This is a genomic window from Saccharopolyspora sp. NPDC049426 (genome assembly GCF_040676935.1).
In the GTDB taxonomy this organism is placed as follows: Bacteria; Actinomycetota; Actinomycetes; order Mycobacteriales; family Pseudonocardiaceae; genus Saccharopolyspora.
Genome location: NZ_JBFAPZ010000004.1, coordinates 24,413 through 40,338 on the forward strand (window position 1 = coordinate 24,413; position 15,926 = coordinate 40,338).

Consider the following 15,926-nt stretch of genomic DNA (forward strand, 5'->3'; position numbering starts at 1 on the left):
GCATGTCAGAGCGGGAACGCGGAGGTCACCATCACCAAGCCCACCGGAGGCGGAGGCGGTGGACTCGCGCGCAGCGCTCCGGCGGCGAGGCTGGGAATGTTCATCGGCAGGCGTGCTGGGTAGTCCTCGCGCATGGAGCGGAGACGTGAGCGGCGCGACTACGAGCGGGGGCTGCCCGGCTACCACGATCCCGGGGTGCGCTACCTGGGGGCGCCCGCCGCGCGGAGCGCCTTGACGCTGCGACTGTGGCTGGCCGGGTTCGGCCTCGTCTTCTGCACCGCAGCGGCGGTCGGGCTGTTCGTGCTCGTTCCGCCGCTGGCGTGGTTCGCCTGGGTCCTGGTCGTGCTCGCGGTCGCCGCTTTGATCGACTTCACCTGGGTGCTCCACCGGAAACGTCGCGGTGAACCCGGCTAGGAGCTCCGTCCGGACGTCATCAGGGGTGTGAGGAGTCCACTTGGTGGTGGGCGGTGTCGGCGAACTCCCACCACGCGAGCGGTAGCCAGTCGCCGCTCACGAAGGCGTCGACGGCGGAGCCGCGGCCGTGGGTGACCACCGTGGTGCCAACGGGGTATGTGACGCCGGACATGCCGGTGACGGGAACGAGCAGCTTTCCAACGCGCCTTGCCACGTCTCCTCCGGAAATTTCGGGGTGAGGTGAATCGCAACGCCCTGATCAGGGCAAAGCGTTCTCATTGATTGCGAAATTCTAGCCACCGCGTCAAGTGCCCCGAATTCATCTGAGACGGCCAGCTCATTCTCGAGCAGTTGTTGATGTGCGTCTTCGAGCGTCTTTTCTGATCATTCGTGCGCGGCGAGTCAGGTGCCGCGCTGTTCCAGGAATTGAACCCGGACGGTCTCGCCGAGCGCGCCGGGAATGTCGGGGCATTGAAGTTCCAGGGTCTCGGAATCGGATCGAGGAGAGCTGGTGACCACGAGTTCGACGGGGTGCCCGGAGGCCAGCCCCGCGTAGCGCCCCGGGCGCGGGAGCGCGGTGCCCTCCGAGATGGCCACCTCGTGGTCGCTGGTGAGCACGCCCTCCACTTCGTGCGGACGGCCGAGCGCGCGGCTGGCCGCGAGGACGTCGCCGCGCCGCAGGCAGCCGCGGACGTGGGTCGAGGAGCACTCCGCTCCGTCGGTGGGCATCAGGTGCACGCCGCGGGTGGTGAAGCCGTGGCGTGCGCCGAGGTGCCGCAGCGTGGCGACGTCACCGGCGCCGCGATGCCCGAAGGTGAAGTTGGCGCCGACCACCACGCTGCTGGCGTGCAGCGCGTTGACCAGCACGTTCTCGACGAACTCCGCGGGGCCCATCCGGGCCAGCTCCGGGGTGAACGGCAGGACGCACACGCGGTCGACGCCGAGTTCGCGAGCGATGTCGGCTCTGCGCTCGATGCTGCTCAGCGCTGAGGTGTCGCGCGGCAGCCCGAGCACCCGGGCCGGATGGGGATCGAAGGTGACCAGGACCGTGGGAAGGCCCCTCTCGGCCGCCGCGCGCAGCGTGTTCTCGATCAGCCAGGCGTGCCCGCGGTGCACGCCGTCGAACACGCCGATGGTGACCGCGCAGGACGGCCAGTCAGCGGGAACATCGCTGAGCCCGCGCCACACGGTGCGCTGCCGGAGAGCGTCGCGGACCACGGCTACCCCCAACGTTTTTCGGGATGTGCTCTGGTGGAACCGCGGTCGACCCTGCGCCGACCGCGGTTCTCCGCAGACGCTAAGCAGCCGTCGAACACCCCGCGATCCGCAAGACGCACCCGCTGTCCGGAAACCGCAACCCCCTTCGAGGCGCGGGTCTTGTCATCCGTGCGTCGTCGAATGGGCGGTGCTCGCGGGGAAGTGGTGGATGAGTTCGCGGGTGTGGATGCGGACGCCGTCGCGCGGGCGCCCGCCGGCCATCTTGGCGACCTGGAGGCAGAAGCGCACCCACATGTTCAGCTGGATCTCCTTGGCCAGCCGCAGGTGGGTGTAGAGCAGGTGGACGAGTCGACTGCCGGGCCGCGCCCACGTTTCGATCTCGAAGACGATCGCGTTTCCCTCCGGCGCGGCGCTGAATTCGATCTGGCCTGCTTCGAGGTGCCCGCGCAAGGTGGCGAAGCGGAACGAGGTGTCCGCACGATCGATGACGCGAACCGGACCGTTCCACGGCCCCGGCATGCGCACGACGCAATCCTCCCCGAGCTGCAGCGGCCTCCGCTGGTTCTGCGGGCGGTCGAACGTCGCGACCTCGCTGGGCAGGGCGCGGTTGAAGTCGGCCATCACCATCGCCATCAGCTCCGGCGCGTCCAGGTCGGGCTCCTCGATGACAACGCTGAAGTGCCGGTGGAACAGCGGGCCCGCTCCATCGCAGAGCTGCTGGCAGCGCTCGTCGAGGTGATCCTCGGGCACGTCGAGGGGCAGGTCCGACTCGTCGCCGGGTTCCTCGCGCCGGTGCAGGGGAGTGGTCAGCCAGAGGTAGCGCCAGGAGACCATCGCCAGCCCGAACGCGGAGCGGACCACGATCGGCACGATGCGCGTGGGCGAGAGGTCGGCGGTCACCTCGTTCCTTTCGCGTGGACGTCCTCAGACGGGCATGGTGAAGGTGTGCCCCTCCGGGTGGCAGGCGAAACCCAGGCTTTTCGGGAGGATCGATGTTCGTGCGGTCGCTTCACCGGATCGGACTGCGCAGCGCACAGCTGCACCTGGCGTCGATGGGCGGGGTCGCGCTGTGCCTCTGCCTGTGGGTTCGGGCCAAGACCGTGGATCAGCAGGAGCGCGGCAACGCCGAACGCCGTGCCCTGTTCACCGGGTTGTGGCCTCCGACCTTGTGGCTGATCGGTGACTCGTTGCGCGAGTTCGAGTGACGGTGCGAATTCCTCGTCCCACGAGCGCCGAGCAGCGTGCTCGCCTGCTGGCGGGCTTGCGGAGCAGGAGCGTGAACTTCACCGTCGACGAACCGCATTCGACCGGAGGTGAGTGGAACTTCGACACCCACCGGCGTTTCCTCGCCCGCGAAGCGCCGGGGCCTCCGGAACCGGGCGGTGCGTGGGACATCGCTCGCGCGCTCGTGCGGGACTACGAGTTCTCCGATCCCGACCGCGTCCGCGCCGCCTACGACGGCCGCGAGGAGTTGCTGGGCCGGAACATGCTGCTGGAGGGGCGGTTCTACGGCTTGCGCTTCGACATGGGCGTTCGGGTCACCGTGGTGATCGACGAGACGCGCGAGGACGACCGCAGGGTGTGGGGCTGGGGGTACGAGACGCTCGAAGGTCATCTCGAACGCGGTCGAATGACCTACGAGGTCGTCAAGGACATGAGTTCGGGGGCGGTGGAGTTCGTGATCACCGGGTTCTCCCAGAACGCCCCCGCGCTCGATCCGGTGCTCCGGCTCGGGTGGCGGGTCTTCGGCCGAGCCACCCAACTGGAGTTCTACCGGCGCTGCGGCACGCGGATGTACGAGCTCGTCCAGGCCCGCCTCGCCGACGGCAGGGCAGTCGCCGAACGACGCCACGACGCACTGCTGCTCGCGCCCTCGGACGCACGGACGGGGCCGTTCGAACGCATCGCGCTGCGCGTCGACCACCCGAGCTCGGGGCACCAGCGGTAGGACGCCCCGGCCACGACGGTGTTCACCTCGTCGTGGCTCTGCCCGGTTGACCGCGAGGCCGAGCGGGTATTCGAGGCCCGCAGTCGCGCTGCGGTTCGAACGGAGGAGGTTCGCATGGCCGAGGAAGCTCGCTCAGCGGTGGTGGCAGGTTTCGACGGGACGGAGGCGTCTCGCGAAGCGGTCCGCTGGGCCGCGCGGGAGGCCTCCAGCAGGCGTTCGCCGCTGCTGCTGGTGCACGTCCTGGCGCGGCCCTTCCAGCACTCCATCCCGATGCGCATCCCCGACGAGGAAGAGGTCATGGGCAAGCTGGGGGACGCGGTGCGTCGGGAGCTGGATTCGCTGGAGGATTCGTGCAAGGCGATCGACCCCCAGATCGAGGTGCGCAAGAGCATCCCGATCGGCGATGCGGCGGAGATCCTGATCGAGTTCGCCGGCGAAGCGGAGCTGGTCGTGCTCGGCGGGCCGCTGGTGGGAGCCGGCACGGATCGCCTGGGGGTCACCGCGGCGGAGGTGATCGCCCGTCGCGCCGCGGCCCCGATCGTCGTGGTTCGCGGCGAGACCGACTCGGGGGCGGATGCTCCGGTGGTCGTCGGGGTCGACGGTTCCGCCGTGAGCACCCGGGCGATCGGCTTCGCCTACGAGTCGGCCGCCCGGCGCAACCGCCCGCTGGTGGCCGTGCACTCGTGGGGCGAATCGGCGTTCAACCCGTTCGACATCGTCGACGAGTGGGACACCGACCGCAGCGAGTTCCGGGACAGGGCCAACGAGGTGCTCGCCGAGTCGACGGCCGGGTGGGCTGAGCAGTACCCGGACGTGCGGGTCCGCCACGTGGTCGGCGCGGACCAGCCCGCGCACCTCCTCCTCGGCGAGGCCGACGGTGCGCACCTGCTGGTGGTGGGCAGCCACGGGAGGGGACCGGTGCGCCGCGCCTTCCTCGGATCGGTCAGTCACGCGGTGCTCAACCAGGCGAACTGCCCGGTGGCGGTGCTCCCGGCGGAGTGAGCGCCTGCCCGGTGGTCCGTTTTCCCGCGTCGTCGGCCGGGTAGGGCTTGGTGGGCTGCGGGTTCTCGACCGGAAGGAGTGGGCACCATGCAGCGAGGTTCGGACAAGCACGGACCGATGAAGGACGACGAGCTGGAGAAGGAGATGGAGGGGCACCTCCGCCGCGGCGCCAGTCAGCGAGCCGACGAGGCGCTCGAGGCCGAACCGCCCGCGGACGACGACCCGAACACCGACGTCCGCCCCGATCCTTCCACGGACAGCTGAGCCAGTGCTCCTCGCGCTAGCCGGTAGCTGATCGAGCATGCGCGCGGCGGTCCTCGTCGAGCCAGGGACGCCTACCGTAGGTGCGTGGAACGACGTCAGCTGGAGTACTTCCTCGCCGTGGTGGACCACGGCGGGTTCACCGCGGCCGCCGCCGCGCTGCACGTGGCGCAGCCCTCCCTGTCGCACTCGATCAAGGTGCTCGAACGGGAGTTGGGCGCGGAACTCTTCCACCGGCTGCCCCGCAGCGTGCAGCTCACCTCGGCGGGCGACGCGCTGATCGACTCCGCGCGCAGGGCGCTGCGCGAGCTGGAGATCGGCCGGGCGGCGGTGCGCGACGTGACCGGGCTGATGGCCGGACGGCTGGACCTGGTCACGTTGCCCACGCTCGCGCTCGACCCGCTGGCCGAGGTGATCGGGCAGTTCCGCGCGCGTCATCCGCAGGTTCGGGTGCGCCTGAGGCAGTTGGAGTTCGGCGAGGGCGTGCACGCGGCGGTGCGCAGCGGTGAGGCGGAGTTGGGCCTGGCCGACGCGATTCCCCGTCCGGCCGATGAACTGGAGAGCGCCCCGGTCGGTGAGCAGGAGCTCGTGGTCGCGTTGCCGCCGGGCAGCGCCCTGCCGCCGAAGGGGCGGATGACCGTCGGAGAACTGCTGGCCAGGGACGTGGTGACCGGGTTCGAGGGCACGCTGGTGCGCGACCTCCTGCGCGCCGAGGCCGATCGCCGCGGTGTGGAGCTCAACGTCGTGGTGGAGGTCGGGCACCGCGAATCAGCGCTGCACCTCGTGGTCGCAGGCGCCGGGTGCGCGGTCCTTCCGCACCCGTTGGCACGTCTGGCCGAGCTCAAGGGCGCCGTGCTCTGCTCGATGGAACCGCCGCTGAACCGTCAGATCAACGTCTTCCAGCGCCCAGGCAGGCTTTCTCCCGCCGCGCAGGAGTTTCAGCGGTTGCTGCTTCACCAGCAGCGATAGAAGGGCACTATCGGATGCCCCGAAAATTCGTCTTTGTGTCGTTCGACCGGTCGAGGTCCAATCGCCGTTGTGACTGACACCACCAAAATCCTCCGCGGCAGCGTCGCCGATCTCCGGCCGAAGGTGGTCACCCTCGGTACGGCAGGAGGGCCCCGCTGGTGGCCCGGCGTGGACGCCGGCGAGCGTTCCGGTATCGCCACCGCCGTCGTCGTCGGCGACCGCGCCTACCTCGTCGACGCCGGTCACGGGGTCGGGCGGCAGCTGAACCTGGCGGGCATCCAGGTCAGCTCCCTGCGCGCCGTGTTCCTCACGCACCTGCACTCCGATCACACAGTCGACCTGGCCAGCCTGGCGATCTTCGGCATGTTCACCTTTGGCGCGGACCAGCACCCGATCCGGATCATCGGACCCGGCGATCGCGGTGCGCTGCCGCCCGTCGCCGCCCGCGCGGTGGTGCCGCCGTCCCCGGTGTTCGCCGAGCAGCCCACTCCCGGCACCGCGGCGATGTTCCACCACCTGATGGCCGCCCACGCCACCGATCTCAACGACCGCGTGCTCGACGCCCTGCGCCCGAGCCCGCTGGAGCACTTCCTCCCCGAAGACATCCGCGTCCCGGAGGACTTCGGGTACCACCCGAACGACAACCCGACACCGGACGGCATGCTGCCCTTCGAGATCTACGCCGACGAACTGGTCACTGTCACCGCGACCCTCGTGTGCCACCCACCGATCGCACCGGCGTTCGCGTTCCGCTTCGACACCGCTCAGGGCTCAGTCACCATCTCCGGTGACACGGCGCCCTGCGACAACCTGGTCCGCCTCGCCCGCGGCACGGACCTGCTGCTGCATGAGGCGATCGACTTCGACTGGGTGCACCGCACCTACTCGGGGGGAGGACCGACCGCGCAGGCCTCGATCGATCACCACACCAAGTCGCACACCAGCCCGCAGCAGGCGGTGGACATCGCCAACGCCGCGGGCGCCAAGGCGCTCGCCCTGCACCACCTGGTGCCCGGCACCGCGCCGCGATCGGTCTGGGAGAGCGCAGCCGAGCGGTGCCACGCCGCCTTCTTCGTTCCCGGCGACCTCGACGTGCTGCCCTTCGGGACGTCGCACGCCGGACCTCACCTCGCGCGCGAAGGGGTGGTCGCACCATGAACCGGACAACCGGGGCCGCACGGCAGGAATCCACTTCGGACAACCTCAACACCAGAGGAATGCGGCGCATCCTGGCGTCGAGCTTCATCGGCAGCGCCATCGAGTTCTACGACTTCATCCTGTACGCGACCGCCGCCAGCCTCGTGTTCGGCAAGTTGTTCTTCGCCGGGATGCCGCCCGCAGTGGGTCTTTTCGCCTCGTTCAGCACGCTGGCCGTCGGATACGTGGCGCGTCCGCTCGGCGGAGCGATCTTCGGCCACTTCGGCGACCGGCTCGGACGCAAGGGCGTGCTGATCGTGTCCATGGTGCTGATGGGCGTCGCCACCAGCGCGATCGGCATGCTGCCGACCAGCACGCAGATCGGGGTCGCGGCGCCGATCCTGCTGGTCGTGCTGCGGCTGGTGCAAGGCCTTGCCGTCGGTGGTGAATGGGGCGGCGCGATGCTCGTCGCGCTCGAACACGCCCCGTCGACGCGACGCGGCTTCGCGGCGAGCTTCGCCAACATGGGTGGCCCGGCCGGTGCCGTGCTCGCGACCCTGGTCATGTCGGCGGTGTCGACGTTGCCGGACGCGCAGTTCCTCAGCTGGGGCTGGCGGGTGCCCTTCCTGCTCAGCATCGTGCTGATCGCGATCGGACTGCTCATCCGGTTGAAGGTCTCCGAAACGCCGATGTTCCTGGAACTGGGGGAGAAGGCCGAACGGCGCAAGATCCCGCTGGTCGAGGTGATCACGCAGTACCCGCGGAACCTCGTGCTTGGCATTGTCGCCGGGATGAGCTCCTACACCGTGCAGGGCTTGATGACGGTGTGGGCGGTGGCGCACGTGATCGAGCTGGGGGTGGACCGGACCGGAGTGCTCAACGTCAAGGCGGTCGGGGCGACGCTGACCATCGTGGCGATCTGGTTCGCGGCACGCCTGTCCGACCGGTTCGGCCGCAAACCGGTGATGTTCGCGGGCATGCTCGCCGGAGCGGTGCTGGCGCACCCGATCATCTGGCTGCTGCAGTCCGGCACACTGTGGGGCTTCGCGATCGGGCTCTTCCTGGCCAACGGCATCGTTCAGGGCGTGATCTTCGGGCCGTTCGGTGCGTTCGTCGCCGAGCTCTTCCCCACCCGGATGCGCTACACCGGCGCGTCGTTGGCCTACCAGACCTCCTCGACCCTCGGAGCCGGGTTCACCCCGGCGATCGCCTCCGGGTTGGTGCTCGCGGCAGGAGGCCGGCTGTGGCTGGTGGCGTTGGTGTGGGCCCTGTCGTTCCTGGTCTCCGCCGGCTGCGTGCTGATGACCCGGGAGGGGCGTGCGGTCGACCTCGCGGGGGAGACGAAGTAGCGACGCCACTGGAGCGGTCGTGCCCCCCGGGCGCCGGATGGATTTCGAGTCCGTCCGGCGCTGCCGCAGCGGTGTGCGTCCGTGAGGGGTGCCGGGTGACGGCCTCGGCTGGAATGCTGCGGGTTGTTGCCGTCACGGCGTCGGAAGGTCAACTCGCCCGGCGCTCGACGCGCGTCCCGTCCCGGTTCCGGAAAGGCATGACGTGTCGAACGCCGCTGTTCACCCCGCTCACCGCCGTGTCGTGGGGGTGCTCGTCGCCGCCCAGGTCCTCAGCGGAGCCGGGCTCGCTGCCGGCATCACCGTCGGAGCCCTGCTGGCCCAGGACCTGCTCGGCAGCACCGGCCTGTCCGGTATTCCCAGCGCTCTGTTCACCATCGGTTCCGCCGCCGCGGCCGTCCTCGTCGGGCGCATCTCGCAGCGGTGGGGGCGGCGCGCGGGGTTATCGCTGGGCTACGGCGTTGGGGCCGCCGGCAGCCTCGGTGTCGTCGTGGCAGCCGCTCTCGGCAACGTGCCCCTGCTTTTCTTCGCGCTGTTCGTCTACGGCGCCGGTACCGCCGCCAATCTCCAGGCCCGCTACGCAGGAGCCGATCTCGCGCCCGAGCAGCGCCGGGGCCGGGCCGTGAGCACCGTGCTGATGGCCACCACGCTCGGCGCCGTCGCCGGACCGAACCTGGCCGCGATCACCGGCGATCTGGCTGATGTGCTCGACATCCCGAGGTTGGCCGGGCCGTTCCTGCTCGCCGCGGCCGCCTACGCCGCTGCGGGGCTCGTGCTCTGGGTGATGTTGCGGCCGGACCCGCTGCTGACCGCGCGCGAGCTCGCCGCCGACGCTCCGCAGGACGCGGCCGACACCGGTGCGCGGCACCGCGTTCCCGGGGGTGGTGGTCGACTCGTGCTGGGTGCGTCGGTCATGGTCCTCACCCAGCTCGTGATGGTCGGCATCATGACGATGACCCCCATCCACATGCAGCACCACGGCCACGGCGTGAGTGCCGCCGGGCTGGTCATCGCTGTGCACGTGGCCGGCATGTACCTGCCCTCGCCGATCAGCGGTCTGCTCGCCGACCGGTTCGGTCGCCTGCCCGTGGCGACCGCCGCGGCCGTCACCCTCCTGGCGGCCGGTCTGCTCGCCGCGTTGGCTCCGACCCACTCGGTCTTCCTGCTGGCGCTCGCCCTCGGCCTGCTCGGTCTCGGCTGGAACTTCGGCCTCGTCAGCGGCACGGCGATCATCACCGACACCGTTCCGCTCGCGACTCGCGCCAAGACCCAGGGGACCGTGGACGTCGCCATCGCCCTCTCCGGTGCGGGCGGCGGCATGGCTTCCGGTCTCGTCGTCGCAGGCAGCGGCTACGCCACGCTCACGATCCTGGGCGGAGTCCTCGCGCTCGCGATCATCCCGGCCGTGGCCTGGACCGCGCGTCCCCGTTCGCCCCAGGCCGTCGGGTGAAGCACGCGGTCCCCCGATCACCCGCGGGATCAGGAGACCGCGCAGGCCACCTACTGCCGTGGCCCGGCCGGCAGGACGAACGACACCGCGAGCCCGAGCGGCGCCGCTCGACCAGGACGAATGGCCCGCTCGCCGCGCTCGTCGATAAGCACCACGATCGTGCCGGTGCGGCCGTGGCGTTGTACCCGGACGTCCACGCTGTGCGAGGACAGCTCGGCCACCAGCGCGTCGCGCATCCTGCGAACGCAGCGACGTTGGCCGCGCTCCCGCCGCGCACCCGGTGGATCTCCACGTCGGTGTCGGTGGCCTGCTGCAGAGGTTCGCGCAGCCAGACGACGACGTCCTCGACGAGGTCACCCAGCACGCCGAGCACCTTGCGCCCCATCACGCCCCCATCGCCTTGGCGATCTCGGCGCCGAGGGAGACGTTGTTGCGGTACACGGCGATGTTGACGTCCAGGCTGCGCCCACCGGTCGCCTTGACGATGTGGTCGAGCAGGAACGGTGTGGTGTCCTGACCGGTGATGTTCTGCTCGTGAGCCGCTTGCCACGCCTCCGCGACCACGCGATCGTGCAACTCGGGCGGGAGCTGCTCATCCTCGGGGACGGGGTTGGCGATCAGCAGCGCTGCCCGCAGGTCCAGCTCCCGACGGGCGCGGGCCATCGCTGCCGCTTCCCGGGGGTCGGAGACCGAGAAGTCGATCTCATGGCCGGAATCCGCGACGTAGAAGCCGGGGTACCGGTTCGTCCGGTAGCCCACGACCGGAATGCTGAGGGACTCCAGCCGTTCCAACGTGGCGGAGATGTCCAGGATGGACTTCGCGCCCGCGCTGACCACGAGGATCGGCACGTCGGCGAGCGTGAACAGGTCGGCCGACTCGTCGAAGCTGGTGCCTGCGCCTTGGTGGACACCGCCGAGACCGCCGGTGGAGAACACCTCGATGCCGGCCTTGTGCGCGAGAATCGCCGTGGCCGCGACGGTGGTGCCGCCGGAGAGCTTCTTGACCGCAGCGACCGGCAGGTCGCGCACGCTGATCTTGACCGCGCCGTCCTCGTTGGACAGCAGCTCGATCTGGTCGTCGGTGAGCCCGATCGTCGGCACGCCGTCGACGACGCCGATCGTCGCCGGGACCACGCCGGCGTCCCGGAGCCGGGTCTCGGCTGCCCTGGCGACCTCCAGGTTGCGCGGGCGCGGCAGCCCGTGCGTGAAGATCGTCGACTCGAGCGCGACCACCGGGCGACCGGCGGCGACCGCGTCACGAACTTCCGTTGACACCACGAACATCTGCGCGAACCTCCGACTGGATCTCTTTCTGGTGGCGAGAAATGTAGAGCCGTCGGTGCGTTGGAACAACGAACGATTCGGACGTGACTGAAAACGTCACGCTACGGGTGTGACATTGCGGCAGCTCGAGTGTTCGTCGAGGTTGCCGACGAGTCGGTCGCCCACACGCGCCGGCTCACCGCACGTGAGCCAGGTGGCGTTCGTGTCCCGGAATCAGGGTTGCGCTGGACGCAATCAAGTTGCGTTCAGCGTCGACTGACTGCGAGTTTGGCTTTGCTTCGGCAGCTTCCTGAAACACGCTTTTCATCTGGTTAAACGTGACTTCGGTGCCTCCTGCGGTCTCGGGAGGGCGTTGACAGTGAGACGGGATGTCCCTACGTTGCAGGAATCGCAACTGTGTTGTTTCAAGTGAGTCACGCTAGGTGAAAGGGGACGGTGCGGGTTCGCGCCTGCATCGCCGACTCGACCCATCGGGGAGTGGGCAAGCATGCCTTCCAGCACGTCCGATCCCGGGCGGAGAACGCCTGCACCGTCGACGATGCGCCGCGTCGTCAGCGCCAGCTTCATCGGCAACCTCGTCGAGTGGTTCGACTACGCCGTGTACGGCTACCTCGCCACCACGATCGCGAGCGTGTTCTTCCCGGGCACCTCGCCGACCGCCGGGCTGCTGGCCACGTTCGGCGTGTTCGCGCTGTCGTTCGTCATCCGTCCAGTGGGTGGTCTCTTCTGGGGGCACTTCGGCGACCAGTTCGGCAGGCGCAACGCGCTGTCCCTGTCGATCCTGATCATGTCCGCCGCCACCTGCGTGATCGCCCTGCTGCCCGATTACGCCGCCGCGGGAATCGCCGCGCCCATGCTGCTGCTGGCCACCAGGCTGGTGCAGGGCTTCTCCGCGGCGGGCGAGTACGCGGGAGCCTCGGCGTTCCTGTTCGAGTACGCGCCGAAGGGGCGGAAGGGCACCTACACCAGCGTCGTTCCCGCCAGCACCGCCTGCGGACTGCTGCTCGGCTCGGTCGTGGTCACCGCGCTGACCTCGACGCTCTCGGACGAGGTGATGGCCTCCTGGGGGTGGCGCGTCCCGTTCCTGCTGGCCGCGCCGCTGGGACTCATCGGCCGCTACATCCGGCTGAAACTCGAAGACACCCCTGAGTACCGGGAGCTGGAAGGCCGGCAGTCCGCGGTGCAGGCGCCGCTGCGGGACGCCTTCGCGCACAACAAGCGACGGCTCCTCGTCGCGTTCGGGGTGACCAGTCTCAACGCCGTCGGGTTCTACATGCTCCTGAGCTACATGCCGACCTACCTGTCGACCGAGCTCGGACTGGGAAAGACGAGTTCGTTCGTGTCGACCGGCGTGACGCTCGTGGTCTACATCGGGGCCGTGCTGCTCATGGGTCGCCTCTCCGACCGGGTCGGTCGCGCGAGGATGCTGACCCTCGCCGGGGCGCTGTTCGCCGTGCTGGCGATCCCGGTCTTCCTGCTCCTGGGAACCGTCGGGGTGGTCGGCGTCGTGCTGATCCACACGGCGCTGGGCATCGTGCTCAGCACCAACGACGGCACGCTCCCGGCGTTCCTGTCCGAGCTGTTCCCGACGCACGTGCGCTACAGCGGTTTCGCGCTCAGCTTCAACACGGCCAACGCCCTGTTCGGCGGGACGGCTCCGTTCGTGGCCACCTCCCTGATCCAGGCGAGTTCGGACCCGGTCGCCCCGGCCTGGTACCTCGCCGCCGCAGGGGTCGCCGCGGTGCTGGTCATGCGCGCCGCGCGTCACGTTCCACCCGGTGCCGGCCCCGACCGGTCGGCACCGGGGTCCGCACGGTCCAGCACTGATCACGAGAAGGGATCTGCTCGATGAGCATGGAACGCCTCAAGACCATCCACAACGGACAGCGCGTCGCACCGACGTTCTCCGAGGCGGAGATGCGGCGTCGCGTGGACGTGCTGCGCCGGCGCATGATCGAAACGGGCGTGGACGCGGTCGTTTTCACCAGCTACCACAACATCAACTACTACAGCGACTTCCTCTACACGGCGTTCGGGCGCAACTACGCGCTGGTGGTCACGCAGGGCAGCCACGTCACCGTGTCGGCCAACATCGACGCCGGGCAGCCGTGGCGGCGCAGCTTCGGCGACAACGTCGTCTACACGGACTGGCAGCGCGACAACTTCGAGCACGCCATCGCCACGGTGCTCTCCGACGCCGGAGTCACCACGGGGCGGCTGGGCGTCGAGGACGACCAGCTGGCGCCGGCCCTGCGCGCGCGGATCGCCCAGGTCCTGCCCGGGTTCGAGTTCACCGACGTCTCCACGACGGCCATGGCCCAGCGGATGGTCAAGTCACCCGAAGAGATCGCGCTGATCAAGGAGGGTGCGCGCATCGCGGACCTCGGCGGAGCCGCCGTGACCGCCGCTGTCGCCGAAGGCGTGCCTGAGTACGAAGTGGCGCTCGCGGGCACCCAGGCGATGGTCCGCGAGATCGCCCGCGCCTTCCCCGACGCCGAGCTGCGGGACACCTGGGTGTGGTTCCAGTCCGGGGTCAACACCGACGGCGCCCACAACTGGCCGACCTCCCGGAAGGTCCAGCGCGGCGACCTGCTGAGCCTGAATTGCTTCCCGATGATCGCCGGTTACTACACGGCCTTGGAACGCACCCTGGTCTACGGCGAAGCCAGCGCGGCCCAGCTGCGGTACTGGGAGGTCAACACCGCGGTGCACGAACGCGGCCTGGAGCTCATCCGCCCGGGAGCGGTCTGCGGTGACATCGCCGCGGAGCTGAACAAGATCTACGACGAGCAAGGACTGCTGGAGAACCGCACCTTCGGATACGGCCACTCCTTCGGCGTGCTGTCGCACTACTACGGCCGGGAAGCGGGCTTGGAGCTGCGTGAGGACATCAGCACCGTCCTCGAACCCGGGATGGTCGTGTCCATGGAACCGATGATCACCGTCCCGGAGGGGCGGGAAGGAGCGGGCGGGTACCGCGAGCATGACATCCTGGTGGTGACCGAGAACGGCGCTGAGAACATCACCCGCTTCCCCTACGGACCCGACCACAACGTCCTCCCCGCCTGACGGCGGATCGCAGGCCACGCCGGTCTCCGGGTCCGGAGACCGGCGTCGTCGCGGTCCCGGGCGGTGTGCGGTGGTGCAGGAGGACACGACGATGAGCGACAACGACGAACTCGACCGGCAGGAAGCCAGGAGCGCCAACTCGGTGCTGCACAACGGCATCCGCGTGCTGCGTTCGTTCTCGGTGGACGAGCCCGCGCTCGGTGTCACCGAGATCGCCCGCAGGGTGGACCTGCACAAGAGCACCGTGTCCCGGCTGCTCAACCAGCTCGAACAGCTCGACCTGGTGCTGCGCGACCCGGAGAGCGGGCGCTTCCGGCTCGGTCTCGGTCTGATCGGCATCGCCGGTCCGCTGCTGGCCAACCTCGACGTCCGCCGCCTGGCCTACCCGTCGCTGGAACGACTCACCGAGCGCACCGGCGAGACCAGCGCCCTCGTGGTGTGGAGCGGCCACGAGTCCGTCTCGGTCGAGCAGGTCCCGAGCCCGAAGCAGGTCAAGCACACCACCCCGATCGGGACGCGCTACACCACCGCGGCGAGCTCGTCGGTGCAGGTCTTCCTGGCCGAGCTGCCGGAAGGACGCGCCCGAGAACTGCTGGAACGGGGGCTGGTGTGCTCGGAGCACGGGGGTGATGCCCAGGTGAGCGCTTACCTCGAACGACTCGCCGCAGTGCGGAGTTCGGGAGTGGCGATCAACGCCGGCGAGACCCACGTGGAGGAAGTCGGCATCAGTGCTCCGGTGCGCGACCACCGCGACCACCTCGTCGCCGCCCTGCTGCTGTCGGCGCCCAGCTTCCGCGTGTCGGAACAGCTGCGCGACCAGCTGGCGGGAGTCGTCCGCGAGACCGCCGTGGAGATCTCCACCCGCTTGGGCGCTCCGGGGCGCGGCGGAGACGTGCCGCCGCACCCCTGAACGGCCGCGCGGTCACACCGGCACGTCGGTCAGCCGCTCGTGCGTCCGGGCGGGACCGCAGACCGGTCGCGCGTGCGCGGCGATCTCGGCGAGCGAGGTCACCCACATGCCGTCGAGCGACCGGAGCAGCTCCAGCAACTGGTCGAGGACGTTGGCCTTGGCCGGGCGTCCGGACAGGAACGGGTGGGCGGTCAGGACGAAGCAGCCGCCCTCGGCGTGGCGCGTCGTGGCCTCCAGCGACCACATCTCCAGCGCCTTCAGCGGGCTTTCGATGACACCGCTGCCCGTCCAGCCGGGGTAGAACGCGAACTGCTCCCAGTCGTCCAGCGACCAGTCCACCGGGATCTCGACCAGCTCTGTCGAACCCGCCCCCGAGCTGGTCATCAGGTACGGGACGTCGTCGTCGAGCAGGCTGGAGTCGTAGGTGAAACCGCGGTCCGCGAGCAGCTTCGGGGTGTGCCAGTTCATCTCCCACCACGGCGCGCGGTAGCCGGTCGGCCGGACACCGGCGACGCGTTCGAGCGCCTCGAGCCCGCGGTCCAGGTAGTCGGCCTCCTCGCGCTCGCCGAGCCCGCGCATCGACTCGTGCACGTACCCGTGATGGGCGACCTCGTGACCGTCGTCGACGATGGCGCGCACCGCGTCGGGGTAGCACTCGGCGGTGTAGCCAGGGACGAAGAAGGTCGCCCGCACGTCGTGACGCCGCAGCACGCTCAGCAGGCGCGGCACGCCGACGCGAGGGCCGTAGGACTGGTGCCCCATCAGGGACATGCGCTCCACCGAGCCGGGATCCTGGACCAGAGCGCAGGATTCGGCATCGACGTCGAAGGTCAGCGCGGCCGCGGCGCGAACACCGCGCTGCCACGGGAAGGATCCGGGAGTTCCGGACATGGTCACCTCGTTCCACATCGGAATGGC

At 69.6% G+C, this 15,926-nt stretch carries 19 protein-coding genes; 12 read left to right on the forward strand and 7 right to left on the reverse strand.

The genetic code is table 11. The annotated features are described in order from the left end of the window. Positions 1 to 5: 5 nt before the first annotated feature. Positions 6 to 134 (reverse strand): hypothetical protein, encoded by a 129-nt coding sequence (locus AB0J78_RS09015; RefSeq protein WP_363788166.1) that lies wholly within the window; start codon positions 132 to 134, stop codon positions 6 to 8. Between AB0J78_RS09015 and AB0J78_RS09020 the strand changes: the two genes are divergently transcribed. Then, entirely contained in the window at positions 133 to 414 is a 282-nt protein-coding gene (locus tag AB0J78_RS09020; protein ID WP_363788168.1) for a DUF6343 family protein, read from the forward strand. The genes AB0J78_RS09015 and AB0J78_RS09020 overlap by 2 nt on opposite strands. 19 nt (positions 415 to 433) lie before the next feature. Here the strand turns inward: AB0J78_RS09020 and AB0J78_RS09025 are convergent, their stop codons facing one another. The 3 genes from AB0J78_RS09025 to AB0J78_RS09035 all read right to left on the reverse strand — a co-directional run bounded on the left by AB0J78_RS09025 (position 434) and on the right by AB0J78_RS09035 (position 2,532). Continuing rightward, entirely contained in the window at positions 434 to 586 is a 153-nt protein-coding gene (locus tag AB0J78_RS09025) for a hypothetical protein (RefSeq protein WP_363788169.1), read from the reverse strand. A 230-nt stretch (positions 587 to 816) separates the two neighbouring features. After that, positions 817 to 1,632 carry a cytidyltransferase gene (locus AB0J78_RS09030; protein WP_363788170.1) on the reverse strand — a complete coding sequence of 272 codons (816 nt, stop codon included), beginning with the start codon at positions 1,630 to 1,632 and terminating at the stop codon, positions 817 to 819. A gap of 162 nt (positions 1,633 to 1,794) precedes the next feature. Further along, entirely contained in the window at positions 1,795 to 2,532 is a 738-nt protein-coding gene (locus tag AB0J78_RS09035; protein WP_363788171.1) for a DUF1990 family protein, read from the reverse strand. Between the two features lie 92 nt (positions 2,533 to 2,624). Here AB0J78_RS09035 and AB0J78_RS09040 point away from each other — a divergent pair, with 92 nt between their 5' ends. From AB0J78_RS09040 to AB0J78_RS09075, 8 genes are all read left to right on the forward strand, one after another. Then, positions 2,625 to 2,837 (forward strand): hypothetical protein, encoded by a 213-nt coding sequence (locus AB0J78_RS09040; RefSeq protein WP_363788172.1) that lies wholly within the window; start codon positions 2,625 to 2,627, stop codon positions 2,835 to 2,837. 71 nt (positions 2,838 to 2,908) lie between these two features. Next, positions 2,909 to 3,580 carry a DUF1990 family protein gene (locus tag AB0J78_RS09045; protein WP_363788173.1) on the forward strand — a complete coding sequence of 224 codons (672 nt, stop codon included), beginning with the start codon at positions 2,909 to 2,911 and terminating at the stop codon, positions 3,578 to 3,580. A gap of 114 nt (positions 3,581 to 3,694) precedes the next feature. Continuing rightward, a complete protein-coding gene (locus tag AB0J78_RS09050; RefSeq protein ID WP_363788174.1) occupies positions 3,695 to 4,582 on the forward strand; it encodes a universal stress protein in 888 nt (295 codons plus the stop codon). An 87-nt stretch (positions 4,583 to 4,669) separates the two neighbouring features. Further along, positions 4,670 to 4,846, forward strand: coding sequence for a hypothetical protein (locus AB0J78_RS09055; RefSeq protein WP_363788175.1), 177 nt, complete (start codon positions 4,670 to 4,672; stop codon positions 4,844 to 4,846). An 84-nt stretch (positions 4,847 to 4,930) separates the two neighbouring features. Beyond that, positions 4,931 to 5,812, forward strand: coding sequence for a LysR family transcriptional regulator (locus tag AB0J78_RS09060; RefSeq protein ID WP_363788176.1), 882 nt, complete (start codon positions 4,931 to 4,933; stop codon positions 5,810 to 5,812). A gap of 69 nt (positions 5,813 to 5,881) precedes the next feature. After that, a complete protein-coding gene (locus tag AB0J78_RS09065; protein WP_363788177.1) occupies positions 5,882 to 6,970 on the forward strand; it encodes an MBL fold metallo-hydrolase in 1,089 nt (362 codons plus the stop codon). Continuing rightward, a complete protein-coding gene (locus AB0J78_RS09070) occupies positions 6,967 to 8,298 on the forward strand; it encodes an MFS transporter (RefSeq protein WP_363788178.1) in 1,332 nt (443 codons plus the stop codon). The genes AB0J78_RS09065 and AB0J78_RS09070 overlap by 4 nt, the downstream gene beginning before the upstream one ends. 247 nt (positions 8,299 to 8,545) lie before the next feature. Further along, positions 8,546 to 9,745: an MFS transporter gene (locus tag AB0J78_RS09075; RefSeq protein ID WP_363788877.1), complete on the forward strand. Its 1,200-nt coding sequence runs from the start codon at positions 8,546 to 8,548 to the stop codon at positions 9,743 to 9,745. A gap of 50 nt (positions 9,746 to 9,795) precedes the next feature. On the opposite strand, the gene AB0J78_RS09080 is transcribed toward AB0J78_RS09075, so the two are convergent. Together AB0J78_RS09080 and AB0J78_RS09085 are read right to left on the reverse strand one after the other, a co-directional pair. Next, positions 9,796 to 9,981 (reverse strand): hypothetical protein, encoded by a 186-nt coding sequence (locus tag AB0J78_RS09080; protein ID WP_363788179.1) that lies wholly within the window; start codon positions 9,979 to 9,981, stop codon positions 9,796 to 9,798. Positions 9,982 to 10,129: 148 nt separating this feature from the next. Further along, on the reverse strand, positions 10,130 to 11,029 hold the full coding sequence (locus tag AB0J78_RS09085) for a pseudouridine-5'-phosphate glycosidase (protein ID WP_363788180.1): 900 nt from the start codon (positions 11,027 to 11,029) through the stop codon (positions 10,130 to 10,132). A 487-nt stretch (positions 11,030 to 11,516) separates the two neighbouring features. Here AB0J78_RS09085 and AB0J78_RS09090 point away from each other — a divergent pair, with 487 nt between their 5' ends. The 3 genes from AB0J78_RS09090 to AB0J78_RS09100 all read left to right on the forward strand — a co-directional run bounded on the left by AB0J78_RS09090 (position 11,517) and on the right by AB0J78_RS09100 (position 15,008). Next, on the forward strand, positions 11,517 to 12,881 hold the full coding sequence (locus tag AB0J78_RS09090; protein ID WP_363788181.1) for an MFS transporter: 1,365 nt from the start codon (positions 11,517 to 11,519) through the stop codon (positions 12,879 to 12,881). Next, entirely contained in the window at positions 12,878 to 14,098 is a 1,221-nt protein-coding gene (locus tag AB0J78_RS09095; RefSeq protein ID WP_363788183.1) for an aminopeptidase P family protein, read from the forward strand. Before AB0J78_RS09090 ends, AB0J78_RS09095 begins: the two co-directional genes overlap by 4 nt. 91 nt (positions 14,099 to 14,189) lie before the next feature. Beyond that, the gene (locus AB0J78_RS09100) at positions 14,190 to 15,008 is read left to right on the forward strand and encodes an IclR family transcriptional regulator (protein ID WP_363788184.1); all 819 of its coding nucleotides are present in this window, start codon (positions 14,190 to 14,192) and stop codon (positions 15,006 to 15,008) included. Between the two features lie 12 nt (positions 15,009 to 15,020). Here AB0J78_RS09100 and AB0J78_RS09105 read toward each other — a convergent pair whose 3' ends face one another. Continuing rightward, positions 15,021 to 15,899 (reverse strand): polysaccharide deacetylase, encoded by an 879-nt coding sequence (locus AB0J78_RS09105; protein ID WP_363788185.1) that lies wholly within the window; start codon positions 15,897 to 15,899, stop codon positions 15,021 to 15,023. Positions 15,900 to 15,926: the final 27 nt, after the last annotated feature.